Origin of the sequence: Odoribacter sp. Z80 (genome assembly GCF_009935865.1) — a bacterium.
Lineage (GTDB): Bacteria > Bacteroidota > Bacteroidia > Bacteroidales > Marinifilaceae > Odoribacter.
In genome coordinates this window covers 207,361-232,879 of sequence record NZ_QWEL01000003.1, presented here as the reverse complement: position 1 = coordinate 232,879, position 25,519 = coordinate 207,361, and the positions used below count along the sequence as shown (strand labels likewise).

Genomic DNA, 25,519 nt, shown 5'->3' with positions numbered 1-25,519 from the left:
TTACGAACAAATCGTTACTTTTGCAGAAGAATCAAAAATAAACATCATGGTAAAATCAATGACCGGTTTTGGAAAAACTACGGTAGAAACCGGAACTAAAAAAATTATTATTGAAATGAAAAGTTTAAATTCAAAACAACTGGATTTAAGCTTGCGGATTCCTAATCTTTATAAAGAAAAAGAGATGGAAATCCGGGGAATGGTGAAGGACAAACTGGAGAGAGGTAAGATAGATATGTGTATCTATTTTGATAACTCAGAAACAGATAAGGATGTGATGATTAACAGTTCTGTAATCATGCAATACTTTAATCAGATGCTGGCTCTTGCCGGACAATTGGGCATCGAGCCCGATAGGAATGAATTGTTGCAATCTGTGATGCGTTTCCCGGATACTTTGCAACAGAAAGCTGAGGAACTGAATGAAGAGGAATGGGGGATGTTGAAAGCTGGGATAGAGAAAGCTCTGGAGGCAATTGATGCGTTTCGTATTCAGGAGGGAAAAGCTTTAATTAAAGATATAAATCACCGGATAGAACTTATTCAGAAACTGGCATCTGAAGTGCCTCAATTTGAAGTGAGGCGAGTTGAAATAATCCGCCAGAAATTACAGGAGAAAATCAGCGAATGGACAGATGTGAAAAATATAGACCAGAATCGTCTGGAACAGGAGATTATCTATTATCTGGAGAAATTGGATATTACGGAGGAAAAGGTCCGCTTGGCAAATCATTGTAAATATTTTCTGGAAACCGTGGAAAAGGAAGAAGCACCCGGACGGAAACTGGGTTTTATAGCTCAGGAAATCGGGCGTGAAATCAATACCATGGGTTCTAAAGCCAATGACCATGATATTCAGAAATTAGTGGTTGGGATGAAAGATGAATTGGAAAAGATTAAGGAACAGAGTTTAAATGTCCTTTAGTTATTGCCACATGGAGATGTGACAGAATATGGGAAACGGCCTTTAATTATGAAATTTATGGGAAAAGTAATTATTTTTTCTGCCCCGAGTGGAGCGGGTAAGAGTACGATTATAAATTATTTGTTAGGGAGGCATTTGGGATTGGAGTTTTCAATCTCGGCAACCTGTCGTGCTCCCCGTGGGGAAGAACAAAATGGCAAAGAATACTATTTTTTTACTCAGACGGAGTTTGAAAGCCGTATTGCTGCAGGTGACTTTCTCGAATATGAAGAAGTTTATCCGGGATGTTATTACGGAACCTTAAAAAGCGAGGTAGAACGGATTTGGAATCGGGGTAACGCTGTTATATTTGACGTAGACGTAGTTGGTGGGGTTAATTTAAAGAAAAAGTTTGGACCCGAAGCATTGTCTGTTTTTATTCAGCCTGTTTCTGTTGCTGTATTGGAACAACGTTTGATTGGACGGGGTACGGATGCTTTGGATAAGATTGCACAACGGGTTGCTAAGGCGGAATACGAAATGGGTTTTGCGCCTCAGTTTGATACCGTTATTGTGAATGACTGTCTGGAAGAGGCGTTGAGTGAGGCGGAGGAAAAAGTGAAGAATTTCCTGGGACAGCAGTAAGTTCGTGGTTTGAATACAGGATGTTCTATGGTTTCAGTGGGACTTTTTTTTGGTTCTTTTAATCCGGTTCATAACGGACATTTGTCTATTGCCAGGTATTTATTGGATGAAGGACATTGCGGACAGGTTTGGTTTGTGGTATCTCCTTTGAATCCCTGGAAGACAGATGTGACACTGCTGGATGAAAAAAAACGTTTGGAATTGGTTGGTGAGGCCATCAGGGGAGAAAAGCGAATGAAGGCTTCCGATGTGGAATTTTTTATGCCACGTCCTTCTTACACATACCAGACCTTGCAGGTTTTGAAGACAGACTATCCGGAAGAAAAATTCGCTTTGATTATGGGAGAAGATAATTTGCTCCATTTTCATGAGTGGAAAAATTACCGGCAGATTATATCGGAATGCCCTGTATTTGTTTACCCCAGGCCGGGAAATACGTTTATAAATCCTTTGGAGGCCGGAGTTAAAGTTGTAGATGCCCCCATGACCGGAATTTCTTCCACCGAAATCCGGGAAAAAATAAGGAAAGGGGAGAATATTTCAGAGTTTGTACCGCAAGGAATTGTTGGTAAGACTGAAAAATATTACAGAGATTTACTTTGTTGACAGGGAATATGAATTTATCCAATAGAATGATTGATTTGAGTTTTTGTTGTGGAATGAAAGCAGGAATATGTCTTGTCCTGGTTTTGTGCATCGGGATAGGAGAAGTGGATGCTCAACGGAAACTACCTTCGAAAACAAAGGAACAGAAAGCACTGGAACGGCAGGCCAAAAAACAGCGTGTCGAGAAAGTGCCTGATACGGAATTGAGATGGAATCCCCGGAAAATTCCGGATAAGAGTAAAGGTTTTCCTGAAATTTCTTCCTGGCATACTGGTACAGCAGGCATTTTGCCTTCCGATGCTGCCGAGATCAGCCTTGTTAATCCGAGCAGGATTGGTTTTTCCCGCAAGACGGAATTATTGTTCCGGATAGCGGAGGAACCTATTTTGCCCAATATCGGATTGAAACACCTTTGGTGGGCAAATAAGCGTTTTGCTTTGGCTTCTGAACACTCTTTGTATTATACCTATCCCGGATTGAAGATTTTACAGTGTACGGGTTTTAAATCATTGGTTCCGGATTCTGTTAAAATAGAACATGGGTTTGCCATGCGTCATGAATTTCTGTTTTCCTGGCTGATGAATCCGAAGGTATGGGGATGTCCTGATCCGCCGCCGGAAAGAATCCTTACCATGAGAATCGGTACTGAATTTTATCTGGGAAGGAGGAATGCTGATGTGCATTCATTTGATTATGCTCATTTACTTTACCATACCCGTTTATTGGATGGGCAAGTGCTGTATTATGGCGGATTACAGTTTGATTCATATATGGGGAAGCGGTTTCATTATAGCCTCAATGGGTTATTTTATTCTTTGGATTTAAAGAAAGAATATGCGGCGGAGGCTAATCTCAGGCTGACGGCTTATGTATCGCGTCGTTTGGGTATATCTGTGGCCGCCAAGGGGGCTTATATGAATGTGGGCGACCGGACAAGATTCGCCTGTATTCCTTTGTTGGATTTAACTTATTTAGTGAATCCGGGGCGTTCTGTTATTCAGCATGGTTTGTATAAACGAGGAAAGCGCAGGAGAAATTAAACGCCGGTAATTCTTTATTCGGTCCTAAGGTTTTATCTTTGTAGGGTTAAAATTTGTTTCCGATGGATTTATTGCTTCATACCTGTTGCGCACCTTGTTCTGCAGCTATCATAGAGTGGCTGATGAAGAATGATGTTCGGCCGGTATTGTATTATTTTAATCCGAATATCTATCCTTTGGAGGAATATCATATTCGTAAATCTGAATGTACCCGTTATGCTCAGACTTTAGGGTTGGAGATAGTGGACGGTGATTACAGTCATGAAAAGTGGCTAAAAGACATCAGGGGATTGGAAAATGAACCGGAGCGGGGAAAGCGTTGTTTACAGTGTTTTAAGGTACGTTTGCTGGCAACGTCGCGGTTGGCTTCTGAACGTCATTTGGGGTATTTTGCCACCACACTGGCTTCTTCGCGCTGGAAAAGCCTGGAACAGATTGCAGAGGCCGGGCATTGGGCTGCTTCTCAATTTGAAGGAGTGGAGTTTTTGGAAAAAAATTGGCGTAAAGATGGCCTGAGTGAGCGTCGCCGGGCTTTATTAGCTGAAAACGGTTTTTATAATCAGCAATATTGCGGCTGTGAATTTTCCATTCCGAAGAAGAACGGGGATTTATAGTTTTAAATCCTGAATTAATTTTTCCAGGACGTTTATAAAAGTGACCGGCGTCGGGACACATGCTTCTTCTGCGTCAATCAGGAATAAGCGGTTATGGCTGACAGCCCGGAGATGTGTATATTGTTTCCAGGATTCGATTTCTTGCCTTCCTGCTCCGTTCATGGAGACAACTATAATAATATCCGGATTTCTCAGAAGAACGGTTTCTTTGGACACCATATCGTTTGTTAAGTCATTGAAGATATTTTGTCCGCCCAGAAGTGTAATATAGTCGTTCATAAAACTTCCTGGTAAAACCGAATACAGGGGATTGTTGCCAAGTTCCATGAAAACGGTTTTGTTTTTCATAGGCTGGGGTAATTGTGTCAAGCGTTCGCGGCTCTCGCGGATATATTGCCGGGCAGTTTCGGTTTTGTCACAGAGTTCTCCCAGTTTTTCCAGTTGCTGGCAAAGTTCTTCAAAATCCCGTGGTGGTTGGAAACGTAAAGTACGAATTCCCATTTTTTCTATAGCATTTAAAATCCGGGGAGGAGTAAGTCCCGAGGTAATGACTAAATCAGGTTGCATGCTGACTACTTTTTCGATGTTCACCGTCAGGGCGTCCGCAACAATCGGGATGTTGTCTTTTCGGGCGATTGTACAATATTTGGTACATCCGATGAGTTTGTCCTGAGCTCCTAAGAGATAGAGGTTGTTGGTGACGGACTGTGCCAGGGAGATGATACGGCGATAATTTTCAGCTGGGAGTTTGTAGCAGAAAAAAGCCAAGACAATGAAACTAAGGAAGCTGCAACGTATTTTCATATTGGGAGTTCAGTTTAAACAGATAAATCATGATAAAGTAAAAAATACCTACTTCAAGGGATTTAAGGATTTTCGTTTTTACTCTATTTTTGTCATATCGAAATCAGGAGCGTTTTATTGATTAATTTATAGTTGCGAAGTCACAGGTTTTAACCGGCCTGTGATTTCTTTTTTCAGATTTTGAAAAAAAACACCGGCAGGATGCGGTAAACGGATCCTTCAAATGAAAATCAACGCTATATTGCCGGCCACTTTTGACAATATAACTTCCTGTTGATTTCCATTTCCGGTGTTTTTAACAGTACAGTAAATATATAAGTGCAGGTGTCCGGCTCTAAGTCCGCGAGAGCACAGACGGTTGCTATGATTGGCAGGTCTTCTGACTTGTCTCGGTTCGGACGCCTTCCCGTCGTGCATAAGCAGACAGTGGCAGGAGTATTGTCCGGACGCTTTGTATTGAGATTTACAGCAGCGGGGCCTGTCCGGGATTTTCACCCGATTCCCTTTTATTTCCTCTGTCGAATGGCAGTAGGAAAACCAATCCTGACAAAGATAGGCAAATAATTGAAAAATCGAAACAGATTTTTATTTTCAAATGCTTTTCTTCATTCATGGGAAATTTCTCCGAAAGAATTCACGATTTTTAGGTATTGTTAGCAGTTGCGTGGTAATATATTTTTGACTGCCGGCATGAAGGCGCTGGGGAGGCGGGCATTCATGCCGGCAGATTTATTGAAATTTTAAGCAAATGAAAATGAAGAAAAAAGTAATACTGATTTCGGCCGTGCTGATGGTCCTATTCCTGGGGAGACGGAGCTATGTCACCTGGTTCAGTGTGATACGGGTGGCTTTTGTGAATTTCCAGACGATTTCGATGGGGAACATCGCCAGGGCGAATTGGACAAATTGACCGATGAACTGGAAAACGGTGAGGTTATCTATGTCCCTGAATAAGAAATCCCGGAGAGGATTAGGAGAAAAATATTATTTTTGCTATTTGAATGTAAAGCAAAGATTATGGCTAATTTTTTTAAATCTCTCTTTTTCGGTGAAACGGAAACTTCAGCGGAAGAAAAAGCGGCACGCAATTTTGATGTATTGAAATATGATGGTATCAAGGCGTTAAAAATGGGAAAGAACACTTATGCCATCCGTTGTTTTAATGAAGCGTTGAAGCTGCAGGAAGATGGGGAAGTACTGGAAAATCTGGTACATGCTTATACCCGGGAGGACCGTATGGAAGAAGCTATTTCTGTGGCCGGACGCTTGGTGGAGGCTGAACCCGGAAATGTTCCTGTGTTGTTGTTGCGGGCAAATTTGAACTTTGTAACTGAAAACTATACAGAGGCTATTGCTGATTGTGAGAGAGCTGTAATGCTTGATGCGGCTGATGCGACTGCCTATTTTTTGCAAGGAAAGGCCCAAAAGGCTGCCGGCGATTGGTTGGGGGCTATTGTAAGTCTGTCACAAGCCATCCGTTTAAAAGAAAATTTTGCAGAAGCTCATTTATTGAGGGCGGAGGTGATGTTTGACACAAAGGATTATAAAGATGGGATGGAGGATGCGGAGAAAGTGGTAGGGCTTTTACCGGAAGAGGAAAATGCTTATTTGGTTCGGGGACGTTTACAGGAAGCTTTAGGTGATGGTAAGGCAGCCGAAAAAGATTATCGGTATGTAACGGAACTGAACCCTTTTAATGAACAGGCCTATTTACAATTGGGAAACCTTTATATGGCGTGGGGACAACCGGATGAGGCCATTGCTCTTTTTGACGAAGCTATCGAATTAAAACCTGATTTTGCAAAAGCCTATAACGAAAGGGGACGGGCCCGGCTGATGAAAGGAGATAAAAACGGTTCTTTTGAAGATATGAAGAAAGCAATGGAGCTGAATCCGGATGGGGAGGAAGCCCGGAAAATCAATGGTACTTATTCCAATTTTGAAGATATGTATAAAAACCGGCCTCTTTAACTATTCGTTTCGTTTTAAAACAAACATTTATCCATTTGTTACGTTATATATTGAAAAGTAAAATAAAATATATGAAAACAAATGGATTTATTTTTGGAGCTTTAATAGTGGCCTTGGCAACAGCCTGTGGAAGTAGTAATTCCGATGATAACGGAAATCCCGGATTTCCTACTCCTGTTGTAGAACGGGCATTTCTGGCGAAATATCCGGCAGCGGCCAATGTGAAATGGGAAAAAAAGGGAAGTTTTTCTCAGGTGGATTTTACCCTGAATCAGGTGGAATATGAAGCATGGTATAATGCTTCAGGGAAATGGCTGCAATCCGAACATTCAGTTGTTTATACTACTTTACCTGTAGAGGTAAAAGAGTATGTTGCCAATAATCTGAATTATCCGCCTGCCACCTGGCGTCCGGAGATGTATGCGACTGTACTGGAACGGTTGGATTATCCTGATTGGTATGGGGTAGAGCTGGAGCAAGGCAAAGAAGAAGTGACCCTGTGGACGGACCAGGATATTTTCCGGCATTGGGATGTTATTGCAGATTTTGATGGGAATGATGTGCCGCAGGCTATTCGTAGTTTTATTTCTGTTTCTTATAAAAACGGGTATATAACCGAAGTTGGAAAATTATCGGATGCTTCTTATGTTGTGAATTTATTGGATGGAGAAACGGTGAAGGAAGTGTATTTTAACAGCACTATGGCCTGGCAATATACGGAATGGCCGGTATTGCTGGAAAAAGTGCCTCAGGTCGTAAAGAGCGTTTTGGATAATCCGGCTTATGATATGTTTACAGTGAAGTCAGTGAGTTACCAGCAATATCCTTCCCGGGGATGGTATCATTTTGTGTTAAAAGAGACAGTGGCACCTGGCCGTGACATGACGTTAAACATTGATGGGGAAGGGAATATCGTTTTATAAAGTATTTGATTTACGCGAAGATTCAAGTGCATTGGCAGACACGGGAAAAATAAAGGGTTTGCCGGAAATGGGATTGGGCTGGCTGACGACCATCGTATCGTATACTTCCTCGATGTGGTCGTAAGTCAGTACTTCCTGTGGTGTCCCCTGGGTAAAAATCTTTCCTTTGTTTAGCAGAATCAGGTGGTCGCTGTATTCACTGGCCAGGTTTAAGTCATGAATAATGAGCAGAACGGTGAGGTGATTCTCTTTGTTTAGCCGCTGAATTAGGTTCAAAACCTTCATTTGATGGGAAATATCCAGGTGTGCTGTAGGCTCGTCCAGTAGCAGGATATTGGTTTTTTGAGTCAGTGCCCGTGCGATGGCAGCCAGTTGCTGTTCTCCTCCGCTCAGCCGGTTCATGAATTTGTCTTTTTTATTCCAGGTCCCTGTCAGACGCATATTTTCTTCAGCTATGGCGTAATCTTCCGGGGTATCGAAGAATTGAAAAGGGCTCCGGTAAGGCATACGCCCCATCAGGACATAATCTTCCATAGTCATATTTCCGGCTTCGACCGTTTGATTGACAATGGCTATTTTTCGGGCCCGTTCTTTGTGTGACATTCGGGAGAGTTCGGTATGCTCGATTTCCACGGAGCCTTTGTTTGCAGGCAATAACCCCGATATTCCCCGGAACAGGGTGGTTTTACCAGCCCCGTTCGGACCGATAACCGAAGTAAAGCATCCGACCGGAACTTCAAAATGGATATCAGTAATATGGAATTTATTTCCATAGCCGCAACTGAGTCCTTTTACTTTTATAGCTGATGATTCCGCTTTCATACTGAGTTTTTGTTTCCTCTGGCCATCACTAAAATAAAAAGGACGCCTCCGGTGATTCCGGTAATGACGCCAATCGGAAGCTCATTCGGAGCGATGAGGGTTCGGGCCAGAATGTCACATAACACTAAAAAGATACCACCGCCGAGAAAAGAACTGATTAATAAAATTCTGTAGTCTGTTCCTACAATATACCGTATTAATTGGGGAATAATCAAGCCGACAAAACCGATGACTCCGGCTACGGAAACACAAATGCCGGTTAAGAGAGAGCTGAAAATAAACAGAATGCGTACGCTTTTCTCTGTGTTGACTCCTAACTGTGTGGCTCTTTCCATGCCTAAACGCATGACATTTAGGGTGGGTGCATATCCTATGGAAAGGAGGAGGACCAGAATAGCTATTACACCGACAGCCCCGATCAGAAAACCATTTGTTTCATTCAGGCCTCCCATAATCCAGAACATGATACCTTTTAATTTATCTACGCGGGTAATTGAAAGCATAAGCATCATCACGGAAGAGGACAGGAAACTAATCATCACTCCTGTTAAAAGTAAGGTTTTGATTTGTACCGAGCGTTTTTTCATCGCTATCAGGTAGATCAGGATAAGGGTTCCTAAGGCTCCAAGAAATCCGGATAGCGGTAGGGTCAGGCTTCCCCACATGAATTCAAGGGAGAAAACAATGATGAAAACAACGCCTAAAGAAGCACCTCCGGAAATACCTAAAGTATAAGGTTCCACTAAGGGATTCCGGAAAATGCCTTGCAGAATGGCTCCTGATAAACTGAGCGCACCTCCCACAATCATTCCCAGCAATATCCGGGGAAATCTTAATTTCCAGAGGATTTCGGCCCGGATGTCATTCCCGTTTCCGCATAATATGTGGAACAGTTCTTTGGGGGAATAGTTGATTTCGCCGATACATAAAGCCAGCATTACCGCTGTTCCCGTCAGGCACAAGAGAATGCCCAGGAATAAAAGCCACCTGTAATATTTTTTCTGCATACAAAACCGGTTCCGTTGTGCAAATATACCAATTCACCCCGAAATCCGTATGTTGTAACACAAGAAAGTACGGATTAGTCTTCTTGTAAAGATTTAAAACCTTTTCCCAGAATTTCTTTGGAATCCATGATATTAATGAAAGCGTCGGGGTCAATTTCTGCAATGCGGTGACGGAGTACCATCATTTCCCGGCGGGTGAGGACAGTATAAATCATGTTCCGTTTTTCTCCTTTATACATGCCGACAGCAGGCAATAAAGTGGCTCCCCGGTTGATATCATTAAGGATAACCTGTTTTACCGTTTCGTATTGGTCTGTGACAATCATCAGGGTCTTATGGACGGTAGCTCCGTCTATGACAAGGTCTATGACTTTGCCTTCAATAAAAACGATAATCCACGAATACATGGGCAGGCGCCAGTCTCCGAAAGCGACAACCGTAGTCAGCGTGATGGTACAATCAACGATAATAACCAAAGTCCCTAAAGAGATATGGGTATATTTGTTTAGAATCATGGAAATAATGTCTGACCCGCCGGAAGTAGCCCGGGCTTTAAAAATCATACCTATACCCACTCCGTATACGATGCCTCCGAAGATGGCGGATAACAATTGTTCGTTCAATAGGCTCCGTTCTGTGATTTCCGGTTCCAGCAAGGCTGCATAACCGTAAGTTTGGTGGATAAGCCACATAAAAGCCGGAATGGCAAAAGTGCAGATAATGGTTTTTACACCGAACATACCCCCCAGAAAATAAATACCCAGCAACAACAAAGGAATATCCATGCATAATGCGGCAACCTCAGTTTCCCATCCCCACAAATGATGGAATACCATAGATAAACCATATGTCCCTCCCGGAGCAAAACCGTAAGGCTCTGCAAACATGACTGCTCCTAATGCGAAAACAAAACATCCGCCTAACAACCAGGCGTAGGTGATAAAAAAATCTTTGGAAAAAAGTTTTTCTTTGGTAACGAATCCCATGCTGAATAATGATTAAGGTTTATGATTTTGCACAGCCAAAATTATAAATTGTTTTTGGCATTTTCTTAGCATATCCCAAATTTTGAAAACGGAATATCTGATTGATTATTAGAATTATGCATAAAATTTTATTTGCATATTCATACAAAATCGCACATATTTATACAAAATCCGGATTCCTTTTCGGAAACGTTTGAAGTTTGTGAAGAGAGATTCTTAAATATCCGTATACCATTTTTATTGCCCGTTGGAAGAAGATTTGAGGTATTGGACCCAGATACGGGCAGCTTCTTCTATGGTTTTGGTACAGGGACGTTTTTTGTAATATTCCTGCGTCCTGGCTTCTGGTACAGGGTCGTCATGTTTTTTTTTGCTTAATCCTAATAATTCCGCACAGATTAAAGAACCGTTTCGGTGGGCAAACTCATCGGCCAATTGTTGTACAAGTCTGTAGTTTGCTTCTTTGCCATCTTTATCTTTGCCATCTGTACATCCGGTTTCTAATCCGGCTAATATAAACATACCGCAGGCAGCACCGCAGGTCATTCGCATCCGGCCGATTCCTCCTCCGAAAGAAGCCGACATACGGAGTGCCTGTTCTTCTGTATAACCATACATATCTGCAAAAGCTGCACATATGGATTGTGAACAATTGTAACCTTGTTTAAAGAGTTCGACAGCTTTTTGAATACGGTCTTCCATGGTAGAGGCAATTAATGATTTCCAGAGGTAAAAGTAATAATAAAACTTCTTTTCTTGTCCAGAGGCCGTAAAAAAAGTGCTGACTGTCGGAGACTGTCAGCACTTTCTTTGTCATTTCCCGGTATGGATAATCAATACATGTCCGTAATGTCCCAGACAAAAGCCCGGATACCGTTCTCTTTGTTTACTTCATCCAACTTTTTCACGTATTTTAAAAGAAGAGGTACCATTTCTTCATCTACGATGGTGAGGGTGGCCGAGTTCATTTCCGGCCATGTGTGGCTTCCCATACGGGGTTCACCGTCAGTCGTTCCCGCCCCGTTAATTAAAGGCCATTGGGTGAATCCACGGATTTGCAGTTTTTCGAGGATATAAGCCACCCTTTCTGTTAAAGCCTGGTTGTATGTAATAAATACTGCTTTCTTCATTTTGATTGCTTTTTGATTTATGATTTACGATAACAGACCGGTTAAAATCTGTTATCGTAAATTTGGAATGGTCAATTACTTTTTTGGGGTAGGTCTCTTTCCGGATCGAAATCACTCATAAACTTGAATTGTTTTTCAAGTGCTTTTTTCTTATTCCGGCTACCGCTCTTATCCATGGCAGCATAAGCAGCAGGAACGATAATCATCGTGATGATTGTAGAGAACACCATACCGCCGATTACGGCAACCCCCATAGGACGCCAGGTTTCGGAACCTTCTCCGGCACTGATAGCCATCGGCACCATACCCAGGATTGTGGTCAGAGAGGTCATCAACACCGGACGCAGACGAGAGCGGCAAGCTTGTGCGATGGCGTCATACAAGCGTACTCCCCGTTCCCGCATCAGGTTGATAAAGTCGATAAGTACGATACCGTTTTTAGTTACAATACCTACCAACATAACTGCTCCAAGGGCCGCAACAATACTTAATGTAGTGTTGGTGATCAGCAATGCCAGAATAACACCGGTGAAGGCGAACGGAATAGCCAGCATGATGATAACCGGCATTTTGAAAGATTCGAACTGAGCAGCCATCACAATGTAGACCAACATCAGCGATAATAACAATAACCACACCAGAGAAGAGAAAGATTCCTGCTGATCTTCATAACTACCTCCGATATACATGGTGACATCCTGAGGTACATCCTCCATGTTGTTGATGATGTTTTGTGCTCCGAGGGCAATATCTCCAAGGGCGACACCGGCTGCCGGAGTAATGGATACTTTCAGCAAACGCTGTTTACTTTTACGTTCGATATTAGGTGGAGAGAAATATTCCTTGATTTCGCCTAATTCTTTCAGACGTATTTTTTGACCGTGTCCGTCAATCAGTTGGATATTTTCCACTTCAGTCAGGGAAGAACGGTATTTTTCATCCAAACGGACAATAATGTCATACTCCTCTCCGTTTTCTTTGAATTTACTGTTTCTGAATCCATAGATACGGTTACGCAGATAACTACCTACCTGGCTGGTGGTCAGACCGTGGCGGGCCAGTTTGTCCTGGTCAAGAACGACCTGCAACTCCGATTTATCTTCATCCCGGCTGATTTTAATATCTTCAGCACCTGGGATGTTACGGGCTTGCTGGGCAATGCTGTGAGCCAAACGGGTCGTGGTATTGAAATCATGACCCATAATTTCAATGTCTACGGAGTTTCCGCCCATAGAACCGCCACTGGAAGAAGTACTGACAGTGTATTGCAGAACATCGGGGAAACTTTTCAGGATTCCGCGCACCTGATCGGCAATTTCAAATATGCTTCGGTTGCGTTCTTTAATGTCTACCGTACGTATACGCATATTCAGAATGTTATTACCGGTGCTGTTCATCATGGAAGCAAAAGAAGCTTCTTCCTCACTACCATAGGAGAGGTTTATGATGGTAATTTCCGGAATCTGGGAGCGAATAACGGAATCAATTTGCAAAGCTACATTTTTGGTTACTTCCACCCGCTGCCCGGATTGCATCTTGACATAGACGTTCATAGAACTTTGGTCATTTTGGGGCATGAAGTCGGTTTTGATGAATCTGAGTAAAAAGAATGAACCGACAAACAAAGCGAGCATCAAACAGATGACAACTGTTTTATGATAAAGTACCCACCGGATCAGTTTTTCATAGAAAGCGTCCAGATGGTCAAGCTGGGTAGATACGAAATGATAGAAACTGAATTTGCCGTTAGTGGTTTTTTCCTGAATTCTCATGATCTGGGAACAGAGCATGGGGGTCAATGAAATAGCCGTTACAGTGGACGTACAAACAGTGATACATACAATCCAACCCAATTGTTTAAACAAAATACCTGTCATTCCGGTCACCAAAGTTAAGGGGAAGAATACAGCTACTGTAACCAGCGTGGTAACAATAACCGACAGCCATACTTCATTTGTCCCGTATTTGGCAGCTTCGCGCGGACGGCTGCCCCGGTCAATGTGTTTGGTGATGTTCTCCAGAACAACAATGGCATCGTCCACAACCATACCGATGGCAATAGAAAGCGAAGACAGTGAGATAACATTCAGTGATTCGCCTGTCGCAAACAGATAAATGAAAGCTACAATCAATGAAATCGGGATAGTCAGAGCGATAATAAAAGTGGCCCGCCAGCGCCCCAGGAACAGAAATACCACTAAGACGACGAAGATTAGGGCATACATCAATGTTTCCTGAAGATTGTTGATGGACTTGACAATAAAGTCTGAATTATCCGAGATGATTTGAAATTTAATGTCGGGCGGCAATTCTTTCTGGGCTAATTCCAGTTCTTTTTTTGCTTGTTTTGCCACAGCTACGGCGTTGGCGTCGGTTTGTTTTGTAATCAATAAAACGCCTCCTTTTCCCCGGTTAATGGTTTGTTCCAGGGTAATGTCCTTGATGGTGTCTCTTACACGGGCTACATCGTGCAGAAAAATGGTTTTGTCGTTTTGTGTTCCCAAAACAATATCTTTGATTTGGGCACTTTCTTCGAATTCACCTTCAACGCGCAGGGTGTAGTCCATTTCACCCATTTTCACACTACCGGAAGAGACATCTTTATTTTCTGCCAGAATCTTGTTACCGATTTGTTCCAGTGTCAGATTATAGGCGTCAAGCTGATTGGGGTCCAGGTCCACATATACCACCCGTTGCGGGGAACCGGCAACAATGACGGAAGCAACTCCGTCTACACGGTTCAAGCGGGTGATTAATTTATCATCCAGGATTTTGTCGATACCGGGGTAAGATTCATCGGCTGTCACCGCATAAATCAGGATAGGCATCATAGACGTATTGAAACGCATGATGGTCGGACGGTCAATATCGTCCGGCAAGTTTTGCATAGCTTTATCCACGGCATCGCGCACATCGTTGGAGGCTTCATCCAGATTGACTTCCCATTCAAATTCCAAGGAGATAACCGCCAGGTTGTCATAGGAAGTAGAGGTCATTTCTTTCAGATTATCTACAGAGTTTAACTGGTCCTCCAGAATCTTTGCTACGTTTTCTTCAATATCCGAGGCATTGGCTCCCGGATAAGTTGCCATCACCGTAATATAAGGCGGGTCCATTTTCGGGTACTGGTCCACCGGCAACTGTATATAAGAGGCAATACCCAATACCATAATGGCTATAAATACCATGAGGGTGGAAATGGGCTTATTGACCGCTGTATTGTATATACTCATATTCTTTTAATTTATAAGACTGTTATTTTATAATTTATGGCTTTACGGTTTTTGGAGACCGTAAGGATAAATTAAAGGGATTATCGGGTAACTGATACGGGAGAGCCGTCTACTAAGCGTCCCTGACCGACAACAATCAACTCATCCCCTTCCTGAATCTGGTCGCTGATTAATTCTACTTTATCCTCAAAGCGCTTGCCCAATATCACAGGTACACGTTTGGCTTTCCCATCTTTGTTCACGAATACGTAACGGTCATTTGCTCCCTGTAATTTCAGTACGGCAATAGCCGGAGCCACAACAGTTTCCGTGTTACCGATGAAGAAATTAATGGTTCCGTACATACCCGGACGTAAGGATTCGTCATCGTTTGGAATTTTCACTTCTACGGTGAAAGTACGGGAAGCCGGATCAATGGTCGGATAAACAATACTTACAGTTCCTTCAAATACCCGGTCAGGGAAAAGGCTGCTTTTCAATTCCACTTTGGTGCCTTTTTTCACAGATAGGAAATATTGTTCGGATAAATTCACATAAGCTTTCAGTGGGTTGATTTTTTCAATGGCAATAATAGAAGGTTTGGAAGCTCCGCCGAAAGCAGCTCCGGTATATACTTCTCCGTTTTCAAAATATTTGCCGGTAACCACACCGTTGAAAGGAGCCAGCATTTGGGTATTTTCTTTCAGAAAGTCCACATTTGCTTTAGCTACTTCATATTGTGTGATGGCTGCATCGTATGCTTGCTTGCTGATACTCTGAGTTTCATTCAACATTTTAGCCCGGTTGTATTCTGCTTCCAGGTTTTTCAATTGAACTTCAGCCTGTTGCAGGTTAGTTCTGTCCATTTCCACCAACAACTGTCCTTTCTTGATGCGGTCGCCTACTTCAACATAAATTTTTGAAATTCGTCCGGCCGCAGCGGGTGCGTAATAAACCTGTTCGTCGGCTTGCAGATTCGCTGTATAGTCGAGAGTACGGGCAATGTTCTGTTTTTCCAGTTTTTGTATTTTCACCGGAATCGCTTCCACTGTTTTTGCATCTTTTTCTGCGTCTTTTTTTCCGGAACATCCGGCTAACACAGCAATGGTAAGGGTAGATAAAATAACGTTCTTTATCATTGTGTTTTGTATTTATGTTATTTCTTATTTTAATTCGTTATACAATTTTTCCAATTGAGTCTGGGCTTGTAGCAATGTCAGACAGGCAGAAGTATAGTTATTTTCAGCCGTCAGGTAGTTGTTGTTGGCCTGGGTCAGGTCCAGGCTGGAAACAGCTCCGGCATTGTATTTATACTGGTAATTGTTCAATACCTTTTTAGCTACTTCGATGTTTTCTTTTTGCAGATTATAATCTTCCAATGCATTTCTCAGGGCAAATTTGTATTGTTCTTCCTGTAAATACAATTGATCTTCCAGTAGGCTTTTGTTTAAAACCGTCTGTTCCAGGGTGATTTTTTCCTGGTCCAACTGTGCTTTTCGTTGCAGGCCGGAGAAAATGGGGACGTTCAATGTGAATGTGGCTGAATGTTTTAAACTCATATTGAAGCCCGGAGCCAGCAATTTGTGGTTAAAATTATAGTTTGCTGACAAAGTAGGAGCATAGGCCCATTTTTTTAAACCCACCATTTTTTTCTGGAGCTCTTCCTGGGTTTGCATCAGCTGATATTGTGTATTTTTGTTCAGGTCAAACGGTTGGAGAGCCAGTTGGAGAAAACTGCCTTCCTCCAGAAATTTTTCAAAAGCATCGGTCAGGGTAATGGGGGTTCCGGCTTGTAATCCAAGTTGGAGGCGGAGCAGATTATAGTTAACGTCCACCGTTCGTTGCATAACCAGCAAACTGTTTTTCAATTGTCCCACCGTAATGCGGATTTGGTCTACATCGGTGATTTCTGCCGTACCTGCTTTGTACATATTCTCGGTATGTGCCTGGATTTTATTCATATTCTCCAGGTTTTCCTTTACAATTTCCATGAGGCGCTCACTGGCCAGGATCGTATAATAGGAATTGTATACCGTTTCTTTAATGTCCAGTTCGGTTAAATCTACTTCTTGCGCAGCGATCTGCTTGGCAATTTTACTGGTTTGAATACCCAGAATCCATTGTCCGCTGAAAAGCAATTGCGAAATACTACCGTTTAAAGTGGATGAGGACATATCCATGGAACTGCCCATAATGTCCATCTTCTTTCCGAAGTAGGTAACGTAATCCAGACCTGCGTTAATTTGGGGTAAGCCTTGTGAAATAGCTTCCGTAACCATTTTGTTCCTCAATTCTATATTTTTCTGGGAAACCTGCAGTTCCTTGTTGTATTTTACAGCAAAAGTGACGGCTTGCTCCAATGACAGATTTTGAGGTTCATTGGGGGTTTCCTGTGCTTGCAGCAACCAGGGAATAAGAATTGCCATGAATGTGATTAATACTCCTCTTTTCATTCTGTTTTAATTATTGATTTTATATTTATTTTCCTATTTTTTACAATATCTTGTAGCCTACAAATTGTATGCCACTATTTTAGGGCTATTCCGTTCCTTATTTTATTACAAATTTATATTGTATATTTTTTTGTTTTATTAAGTAATTTTTCTAATTCTTCTATCCCTCGGGGGGTGGCAAAACTGCGGATCACATTTTCTACAATGGTGGAAACAATGATGTCGAGCGGATATTTGATTTCACTCATCAGTTCCGGTTCTCCCAGAAAGGCCATTTGCTTCACAAACAGATATACCTGTACTTCCCGGTGAATATCGTTTCGAAAGTAACTTTCACGAATGCCTTTTTCAATCACTTCATGGAACAGATTCTGAATGAATATCTGGTCCTTTTCGTTTACCCGTTGATAAATATCCGGATGATATTTTTTCAGATCGAAAAGATTGGCTGGCATTTGGCTGTTCAGGCTGGTAATGATGTGGTCCCGGATGGATAGCATGATTTCTATGGAATTATGTTGTTTCAGTTGTTCCAGGTCTTTCTGAATCCGCCGGCTATCTCTGCGTTGTAACAGCACTTGTTCTACCAGGTCGTCTTTGTTGCTGAAAAATTGATATAAAGTCTTTTTTGAAATTTTTAAATGTGAACAAATATCATCCATAGAAGTACTGCGCAGACCGTATTTCAGGAATAATTCCGAAATATTTTCCAGTAATTCTTCTTTTGTCCGGTAGAATTCACTTTCTGTCATATAAATTAGTACACATTTTAGTTTTCTATATCTTGTACGAACAATATATGGAAACGAAATCCGTGTGAAGTGTTTCCGCGAATCGCAAAAGTACAAAAATCGTGCCAAAATGAAATTGAAATCTTGTTAAAAATATTTAGGTAAGATATCTTATAAAAATGGACCTGAAAAGTTTTTATTTATATATGTATGAAATATACTATCAATATTTGTTTTTGTATTTTTGTTGCATGATTGACCAGACGACCATACAAAAAATTTTTGATACAGCTGATATTTATGAGGTTGTTTCCGATTTTGTGAGTTTAAAAAAGCGGGGAGTGAATTATGTGGGTTGTTGTCCGTTTCATAATGAAAAAACAGGGTCGTTCACAGTTTCTCCGGCCAAGGGAATTTATAAATGCTTTGGGTGTGGTAAGGGTGGAAATGCCGTGAATTTCATCATGGAACATGAACAGTTATCGTATGTAGAGGCGTTACGCTGGCTGGCTGCCAAATACAATATCATCATAGAGGAAAAGGAACTCTCCGAACAGGAAAGACAGGAAAAATCGGAACGGGAGAGTATGCTGATAGTCACGAATTATGCGGAGGAATTTTTTGTGGACCAATTGTGGCATACAGATGAAGGGCAATCGGTCGGTTTGGGGTATTTCCGTCAGAGGGGATTGGATGATGAAACCATCCGGAAATTTGGATTGGGATATTGTCCCGAAGTGTGGGATGGTTTTACGAAGTCTGCTTTACAAAAAGGATATAAGCAAGACTTCCTGGTAAAGACAGGGCTGACCATAGAATCGGATCGGGGACTGTTTGACCGGTTTCGCGCCAGGGTTATGTTTCCGGTACGGGATTTGGCCGGTAAGATTATTGCCTTCGGTGGTCGTATCATGACCAACGATAAAAAAAGTGCCAAATACCTCAATTCTCCGGAATCGGAAATTTATCACAAGAGCCGTACCCTTTACGGAATCTTTTTTGCCAAAAGAAGCATTGTACAACATAATCGGTGTTACCTTGTGGAAGGGTATCTCGATGTGATTTCCTTCCATCAGAAAGGAATAGAAAATACGGTGGCTTCTTCCGGAACATCCCTTACTGTCGAACAAATCCGGCTTATCCGAAGGTTAACTTCCAATGTGACGATTATTTATGACGGGGATGCCGCCGGGATAAAGGCTTCTTTAAGGGGGATTGATTTGGTGTTGGAAGAGGGATTAAACGTTAGGGTGGTTTCCCTGCCGGAAGGTGAAGACCCGGATTCTTTTGCTCAGTCTCACACAGCTACCGAAGTCTTGGAGTATATCACTGATCATGAAACCGACTTTATCCATTTTAAAACGAAATTGCTGCTGGAGCAAGCCGGGAATGACCCCATTGAACGGGCAAAACTGATTACCGATATCGTTAAAAGTATTTCTCTGATTCCGGACAATATTACCCGTTCGGTATATGTGCAGGAGACTGCCAGCCGAATGAAAGTGGAGGAGAAGGTGTTATACAATGAGATTGCCCGGATTCGAAAGGTAAAAAATGGGGAATCTGCTGCACCGCTTCCTTATAAGATAGCGGAACAACAGCCTTCTGTTGTGATTTCAGAACGTTCAAAGGCTTACGATGTCACTTCTTGTGAAACGGAAGAAATGATGCTGATCCGCTACCTGTTATTATTCGGCAGTCTGGAGTTTTATGAGGAGAAACAAGAAGGAGCTACTTATTCGGTCAGTGTGGGAGAGTACATTATCAGCGAGTTGGCGGAAGATGAGTTGCTTATGTTAAATCCCCGTTTCAGGGAGATACAAAGCGAATATCGCCGCAATTTCCGGTCTGAAGGTTTTATTCCGGCCAAATATTTCATTGGACACCCGGATCCGGAGATCAGTGCAATTGTGGCTGATATTTTGAGTGAACCTTATGAATTGAGCAAAATATGGACCGTCAGAGAAACTTCTTTCCGGACTGAAGAGATGCTGTTGGCGGCATTACTTCCGAAGATCGTGGATAATTATAAAATGCGCCGGATTGAAATCATGTGCTGGGAAGCAGACGATAAAATACTGGAATGCCAGAACAGAGGCGATATGGATGAATTATTGGACTGGATGAAGAAAAAAAATACACTCGTCAAAGTCCGTACGCGCTTGAATGAAAAATTGAAGCGAACTATATAAACTTTTCGCGGTTCTGGGTTTTATAGAGGCCGGTCAACAGGCACACTAACGTGGCACAAAGAATCAGCAGTCGGTTGTCGAAAACCGTATTGTAGAAAATTCTCGGATTTTTATCTAATGGTACGTCAAAAGGGTTTAGGAAAAGATTCCATTTGCTGATGCCTAAGACTTTGTGAAGTACAAACAGGAGCATACCGATGATGATAATCATAACGGCAGTTCCGTTTCCGTTTCGGATAAAAGTACTGAGCATAAAACAGAGTATGCCGGTAAACAAAGCCGGAACCATAACCTGCAAAGTGAGTTCCACAGGAGGAACTTCAACAACCATCCAATCGGTAAGCATTGCCAGCAGCAGGGTGAGCAAAAAACAAATCGCATAGGCTATGATAAGCCGGAAAAGCCATACTTTATACCGATAGTTCGGTATGCCGAAAATGATCTCTATAATTTTAGCATCCTGATCGTTCTGTATACCGAAACAGGTCGGATAGAAAACCAATAGGATGGAGGGCACCAATAACATGTTATATCCGCTGGCCATGGTTATTTCGTTGTCCGAAAAAAGACTGATGCCGACAGTCAGTATATAGAAACCGATGGCACTCAATACGAAATAAATAAATTTATTCCCGAAGATAATTTTGATATTATACCGGCTCAGTTTCGCTATTGGTGAAAGGATATAGGATTTCATGATGACAGACTGGTGTGGTTTATTGTGTGATAATTTGTTCGTGATTGGCTAATTTAACGTTTCGGAGCAGCCACAAATAAGAATCTTCCAGGAGAGGGGCGGTCCGGACGGCATCCGGTACAGGCTGAACTTCAGATAAACATCTTACTTTAATGTATTCTCCGTTGCGGATGTGGTGAACAATCAGAAGGTCTGCCGGTAGTTTTGCAAATTCCCGGGCCGGAATCTCGAATGTCCAGGTGACGTTTTGCGCAATATTTACCATATCCGAAGGTGTCCCGTGGTATTTCAGCGAACCTTTATTAATAACTCCCACCTGGTTACACGAACTGGCAATGTCTTCGATGATATGGGTAGAAAAAATGACAATCCGGTTCCGGGAAAGTTCCACAAGCAGGTTACGGAAACGGATGCGTTCTCTTGGATCAAGGCCTGCTGTCGGTTCGTCTACCACAAGGATGCGGGGCAGGTTGAGCAGGGTTTGTGCAATTCCGATCCGTTGTTTCATGCCACCGGAGAAACCGCCGATTTTCTTGTCTTTGTTTTCATACATATGTACGGCTTCCAGCACTTCCGTAATGCGCTGTTTCCGGACATCAGGCTGGTAGATGCCTTTCAGTAGGGCCTGATATTCTAAAAATTCCCAGGAGGTGAGATTTTCATAAGTACCGAATTCCTGGGGTAAATAACCGATTAACCCCTGTAATTCTTCTCTTTTCTTTTGAGTATCAATACCGTTGATGAATATTTTTCCGTAACTCTGTTCAAAAATACCGCAGATGATGCGCATGAGGGTGGTTTTACCGGCACCGTTGGGGCCTAATAGTCCGAACATACCCGTGTGAATATCCATAGACACTGCGTTAAGAGCTTTGAAAGGTGCTTTTTTATAGCCCAGAAACGGGATTTTAGCAGTTGCCTGATAAACGGCTTTTTTAATGTTCCGGAAACGTCCTTCTATCTGGTCGATATTAATGTTGTATTTATGGATGCGTTTGGACAGATAATGTGCAGCAATGGAAATATACCAGAGCAGACCCAATAAAGTCGCAATCTTTGAATCGGAAAATTTTACGGCAATGCAGATTAATGAAAGCAGCGGAGAAACGTAGTATACCATCACAGCTGCTGCGTGCATACACTGGAAGGCAATCCGTTTATTGTTCCAGGCAAAATACGATTTGCCGGCAGAAATAACCTGATTGACCAATAACCAGGTGCAAATGGCAAAAACAACAGCCCAGAAAGGTAATGTCTGGTAAGAGTAGGTGAAGTAAACCATAAATGCGGTGAGGGGCAGTAACCAGACAAGCGGCTGCAAGTCCTTTAACGTATGATATTCTTCTTTAATGCCTAATCTTTCGCGTGTACGCTGGCCGGAGAGCCATTCCCTTTGGAATTCGTTGGGGCGGCCGTATATTTTGACCAGATTACGAATGGAGATATGAATTTCTTCTTCCGGAGCGATAATGCGGCTGTTGGCTTGACGTAAACTCGTTTCCATAAACCATGTGGCAGCAGGAATCAGGATTACGGCCCCGGCTAAGTATCCTAAACGTGTGATTAAAGAAGGACTGAGGAAATAAATACCTGTAATAGCCAGTATCAGAAGGGCAGTTTGCAGGATTTTCATAAACAGCCTCTGAGTTCTTAAACGCAACAGGGCATCCTCCAGGCCTGAATACAAAGTGGGAATAATCACTAAAGTCAGCAAAGTACTCATAGTCAGGCCACCGATGACTGTTATCGCAAAAGGAGCACCCAGACCGGCAACAAATTCACCTTTCCCCATGGCTAACGGAAGCATAGCCACAATTGTGGTGATAGCGGTAATCAGAATAGGTCGCAAACGCGAAATCCCTGCTATCAGGAGAGCCCGGGGTTTACGGTTCCCCTGGCGTCGCAATTGGGAAGCATAGTCAATCAGAATAATACTGTTGTTGACGACAATACCGATTAGGATGATAACGCCAATAAGCACGTTGGCATTCATTAACGAATTGCTCGTAAACAGGAGTGCCAGCAAAGAACCGATGGCTGCCAGCGGTATGGCAAACATCAGAACGACAGGAGCAGTCAAAGATTCGAAGACAGAAGCCAGAATCATATAGATGAGGATAAAAGCTGCCAGAATCAGGAAGGTGAACTCGCCGGTTTCATCTTCTTCATGGACGATTTCCACCGCTACCCCTGTCGGGATGTCGGTTTGCTGGACCAATTCGTCGATTTCGTCCCGGGCAGCAGTCAGCACATCTTTCGATTCGTTGACATCCGAATTGAAACGGTAATTGACCGTAATCTCCTGGTCTTGATTAACCCGTATGATATTACTTCGTCCCCATCCCAGACGGATATTGCTGAAATTCTGTAAGTCAATAATGGAGTTCTGGGCATTACTCACCTGGAGATTCCGGAGGTCTTCGAGGTTTCTGACGGGAGTTTCATTTTCCTCCTCTTTTTTGAGTGACAATTCTTTATCTTTAATAATAATATCATATTCCTCCTCTCCGGCTTTGTATTTGATGGAAGTCGTATTTTGCGGGGCGAAATTAACCAGTTCGCTGACGACATGGGTAGGAGCAACGTCATAAATTCCCATCAGGTATTGGTCGAAAATAATCCGGGCTTCCGGTTTCCCGCGGGAATAACTGATATAGGCATAACTTACATTGTCCAGTTCCTTTACCTGATATTCGAGAAGTTCGGCCAGATTAGCCATTTTTTCAAAATCCTGGCCTTTAATGACTATTTTTTCACTTTGGCTTCCCATTCCCATTTTTCTCAGTAATTTATCTCCTCCACCCATCAGAGCACTGCCGCCTCCGCCCTGGAAATTTTCACTGCTTTCGATGGCTTCAAAACTGACATTGCTGATACGTAGTCCCTGAGTTTGGGAAATCACTATATTTTTCAGTTCATCTAAAGATTTCTTTCCGATTTTCTCATAATCTTCGTGAAGCTTGATAGTGACACTGGCATCATTGGCATAAATTTTAGTGCTGTATTGTTTGATTTCGGGAATTTCATCTAAGCGTTCTTCGTAAGATCTGACTACCTCGTCCGTACGGTTAAGGGTATTTCCGTTGGGGAAGGTCAGGTAGAGATTGAATGTATCTGTTTCAATCTCTTTCAACGTATTCATCGTCATTGTCAGGGACAATGCAACCGTCACCAATAAAAGAAGGATGGCAGAAAAAATGACCCCTGCCGGTTTCCTCAGGCACATTTTCAACAGAACAATGTAAATCTGTACCGGCCGGCTATGAATAGAGAGGGTGCTGAAATTCACTTTTTCCCCTTGTTTTCTCATGAATTGATTCACTGCCATGGGAATCAGCAGTAATGCTACAACTAAGGATAATATCAGGGTGGTGATGATAGATACACCGATGTGCTCGCCGATAAGTTTCAACAAAAAGTCATCTGAGAAGAGAAAAGGGAGAAATACCGTTATGGTCGTGGCGGTGGCGGCAATGATTGCTTTGGTCACCTCTTTGGTTCCTTGCACGGCTGCCTGCTCCGCCGGGATGCCGATGGCCCTGAGACGGAATATATTTTCCATGACGACAACCGAATTATCCAATAACATGCCGACTGCTAAGGCTATACCGGTCAATGTAAGGGTATTGATGCTGATCCCGAAGAAATAAAAGAAATAGAAGGCAGAAAAAACCGAGATGGGGATAGCAAAGGCAATGAAAGTGACAATTTTGAAATTGCGCAGAAAAAGATAAAGAATAAAAATCGCCAGGATAGCTCCTGTTATACCCAGATTGATGATGGTATTGATATTTTCATTCATGGTTTCTGCCACGTCGGTATCTACTTTTATGGAAATTCCCCTGGAAGCTAATTCTTCATTTAATTGGCCGATTTCTTTCCGGATGCGTTTAGACAAGTCTATGATGTTCACTAACGGAGATTTGGCTATAATGCAAGTGATGACTTCCTTCCCGTTCACCCGTGAATAGGATTCTTCCTCTTTGATACCGAAATGAATGTCTGCAATGTCTTTTAGCAGCACCGGTCCGGAAGCCACAACGATATTTCCCAGGTCTTCCGTTTGCAGGTATTCTGCTGTTACATTGACAAAATAACGCTTCACATTTTGATAGACAGAGCCGGCAAAAGTTTTTTCCGACATGTTTTTGCTAATCAGGGAACTGATTTGTGAGTTGGTAATGTTTAAAGCCTTGCATTTCTCCTGGTCTAAGAGAATTTCGATGCTTTTTTGCCGGCCGCCGAGGACAACCACGGAAGCAACGCCATCCGTGCTTTCCAATACCGGCGCAATGTCACTGTCTGTAATGTTCCGGACATAATCAATGTCTTCTTCTCCCAGAATCTGAAGTGTCATAAACTGGTCGCTGGCCATGTTGCTCCCTGCTTTATTCACTTGCACCGTAAACTCTTCCGGCAGATTCTTGGCTAAAATTTTGATTTTTTCTTCCAGTTTCAGATAAGCATATTTAATGTTGGTGTTTTTGGTAAAAGAAACCAGGATTCGGGCATTCTGGGTGGAAATCCGGGTATTGATTTCTTCTACGCCTTCCATGCCGCTGATAACTCCTTCTACCGGTATGGCCGCCTGGTTCTTAATATATTCCGGATCAAGTTCTGTTTTGGCAGTGATATTTACATTGAGGGCCGGAAACTCTGCGTCAGGGTATAATTCCATCGGTAAATATCTGTACGAGAACCATCCCATCATGGTTAAACCGATGAATAGCATGGAAATCAGAACTTTACGATTAATCAATTTCTTCATCATCATTGAATATG

Annotated in this window: 21 protein-coding genes and 1 riboswitch; of the genes, 9 read left to right on the top strand and 12 right to left on the bottom strand. The window is 42.5% G+C overall.

The annotated features are described in order from the left end of the window. The first annotated feature begins 46 nt into the window (after positions 1–46). The 5 genes from D1136_RS04515 to D1136_RS04495 all read left to right on the top strand — a co-directional run bounded on the left by D1136_RS04515 (position 47) and on the right by D1136_RS04495 (position 3,809). Positions 47–925, top strand: coding sequence for a YicC/YloC family endoribonuclease (locus D1136_RS04515; RefSeq protein WP_161876436.1), 879 nt, complete (start codon positions 47–49; stop codon positions 923–925). 57 nt (positions 926–982) lie between these two features. Next, positions 983–1,549: a guanylate kinase gene (gene gmk / locus D1136_RS04510; RefSeq protein ID WP_161876435.1), complete on the top strand. Its 567-nt coding sequence runs from the start codon at positions 983–985 to the stop codon at positions 1,547–1,549. Between the two features lie 27 nt (positions 1,550–1,576). Further along, positions 1,577–2,155, top strand: coding sequence for a nicotinate (nicotinamide) nucleotide adenylyltransferase (gene nadD / locus D1136_RS04505; RefSeq protein ID WP_161876434.1), 579 nt, complete (start codon positions 1,577–1,579; stop codon positions 2,153–2,155). A 26-nt stretch (positions 2,156–2,181) separates the two neighbouring features. Beyond that, positions 2,182–3,195: a hypothetical protein gene (locus tag D1136_RS04500; RefSeq protein WP_161876433.1), complete on the top strand. Its 1,014-nt coding sequence runs from the start codon at positions 2,182–2,184 to the stop codon at positions 3,193–3,195. Between the two features lie 62 nt (positions 3,196–3,257). Then, positions 3,258–3,809: an epoxyqueuosine reductase QueH gene (locus D1136_RS04495; protein WP_161876432.1), complete on the top strand. Its 552-nt coding sequence runs from the start codon at positions 3,258–3,260 to the stop codon at positions 3,807–3,809. Here D1136_RS04495 and D1136_RS04490 read toward each other — a convergent pair. Continuing rightward, entirely contained in the window at positions 3,804–4,613 is an 810-nt protein-coding gene (locus D1136_RS04490) for an ABC transporter substrate-binding protein (protein WP_161876431.1), read from the bottom strand. The two genes, D1136_RS04495 and D1136_RS04490, sit on opposite strands and share 6 nt — an antisense overlap. Before the next feature lie 351 nt (positions 4,614–4,964). Then, a riboswitch (cobalamin riboswitch) is annotated at positions 4,965–5,170 on the bottom strand. Positions 5,171–5,367: 197 nt separating this feature from the next. Here D1136_RS04490 and D1136_RS04485 point away from each other — a divergent pair. The 3 genes from D1136_RS04485 (at position 5,368) to D1136_RS04475 (ending at position 7,507) form a co-directional block, all read left to right on the top strand. Then, entirely contained in the window at positions 5,368–5,523 is a 156-nt protein-coding gene (locus D1136_RS04485) for a hypothetical protein (RefSeq protein ID WP_161876430.1), read from the top strand. Positions 5,524–5,630: 107 nt separating this feature from the next. Further along, complete coding sequence (locus tag D1136_RS04480; protein ID WP_161876429.1) at positions 5,631–6,584, top strand: lipopolysaccharide assembly protein LapB; 954 nt, start codon at positions 5,631–5,633, stop codon at positions 6,582–6,584. Positions 6,585–6,655: 71 nt separating this feature from the next. Further along, positions 6,656–7,507 (top strand): PepSY-like domain-containing protein, encoded by an 852-nt coding sequence (locus D1136_RS04475; RefSeq protein WP_161876428.1) that lies wholly within the window; start codon positions 6,656–6,658, stop codon positions 7,505–7,507. On the opposite strand, the gene D1136_RS04470 is transcribed toward D1136_RS04475, so the two are convergent. The 9 genes from D1136_RS04470 to D1136_RS04430 form a co-directional block, all read right to left on the bottom strand. Beyond that, on the bottom strand, positions 7,502–8,329 hold the full coding sequence (locus D1136_RS04470; protein ID WP_161876427.1) for an ABC transporter ATP-binding protein: 828 nt from the start codon (positions 8,327–8,329) through the stop codon (positions 7,502–7,504). The genes D1136_RS04475 and D1136_RS04470 overlap by 6 nt on opposite strands. After that, complete coding sequence (locus D1136_RS04465) at positions 8,326–9,336, bottom strand: iron ABC transporter permease (protein ID WP_161876426.1); 1,011 nt, start codon at positions 9,334–9,336, stop codon at positions 8,326–8,328. The genes D1136_RS04470 and D1136_RS04465 overlap by 4 nt, the downstream gene beginning before the upstream one ends. Positions 9,337–9,410: 74 nt before the next feature. Continuing rightward, positions 9,411–10,322, bottom strand: a complete 912-nt coding sequence (locus D1136_RS04460; RefSeq protein WP_161876425.1) for a YitT family protein — start codon at positions 10,320–10,322, stop codon at positions 9,411–9,413. Between the two features lie 237 nt (positions 10,323–10,559). After that, positions 10,560–11,024, bottom strand: a complete 465-nt coding sequence (locus D1136_RS04455; protein ID WP_161876424.1) for a C-GCAxxG-C-C family protein — start codon at positions 11,022–11,024, stop codon at positions 10,560–10,562. A gap of 131 nt (positions 11,025–11,155) precedes the next feature. Further along, on the bottom strand, positions 11,156–11,452 hold the full coding sequence (locus D1136_RS04450) for a PG0541 family transporter-associated protein (RefSeq protein WP_161876423.1): 297 nt from the start codon (positions 11,450–11,452) through the stop codon (positions 11,156–11,158). Positions 11,453–11,523: 71 nt separating this feature from the next. Next, positions 11,524–14,685: an efflux RND transporter permease subunit gene (locus D1136_RS04445; protein ID WP_161876422.1), complete on the bottom strand. Its 3,162-nt coding sequence runs from the start codon at positions 14,683–14,685 to the stop codon at positions 11,524–11,526. 80 nt (positions 14,686–14,765) lie between these two features. After that, positions 14,766–15,803 carry an efflux RND transporter periplasmic adaptor subunit gene (locus D1136_RS04440; RefSeq protein WP_161876421.1) on the bottom strand — a complete coding sequence of 346 codons (1,038 nt, stop codon included), beginning with the start codon at positions 15,801–15,803 and terminating at the stop codon, positions 14,766–14,768. Between the two features lie 24 nt (positions 15,804–15,827). Further along, positions 15,828–17,117: a TolC family protein gene (locus D1136_RS04435; RefSeq protein ID WP_161876420.1), complete on the bottom strand. Its 1,290-nt coding sequence runs from the start codon at positions 17,115–17,117 to the stop codon at positions 15,828–15,830. Between the two features lie 113 nt (positions 17,118–17,230). After that, positions 17,231–17,869: a TetR/AcrR family transcriptional regulator gene (locus D1136_RS04430; protein WP_161876419.1), complete on the bottom strand. Its 639-nt coding sequence runs from the start codon at positions 17,867–17,869 to the stop codon at positions 17,231–17,233. A 230-nt stretch (positions 17,870–18,099) separates the two neighbouring features. Between D1136_RS04430 and dnaG the strand changes: the two genes are divergently transcribed. Beyond that, on the top strand, positions 18,100–20,040 hold the full coding sequence (gene dnaG, locus D1136_RS04425) for a DNA primase (protein WP_161876418.1): 1,941 nt from the start codon (positions 18,100–18,102) through the stop codon (positions 20,038–20,040). On the opposite strand, the gene D1136_RS04420 is transcribed toward dnaG, so the two are convergent. Then, on the bottom strand, positions 20,033–20,737 hold the full coding sequence (locus D1136_RS04420; RefSeq protein WP_161876417.1) for a hypothetical protein: 705 nt from the start codon (positions 20,735–20,737) through the stop codon (positions 20,033–20,035). The two genes, dnaG and D1136_RS04420, sit on opposite strands and share 8 nt — an antisense overlap. A gap of 19 nt (positions 20,738–20,756) precedes the next feature. Beyond that, positions 20,757–25,505 (bottom strand): efflux RND transporter permease subunit, encoded by a 4,749-nt coding sequence (locus tag D1136_RS04415; protein ID WP_161876416.1) that lies wholly within the window; start codon positions 25,503–25,505, stop codon positions 20,757–20,759. Positions 25,506–25,519: the final 14 nt, after the last annotated feature.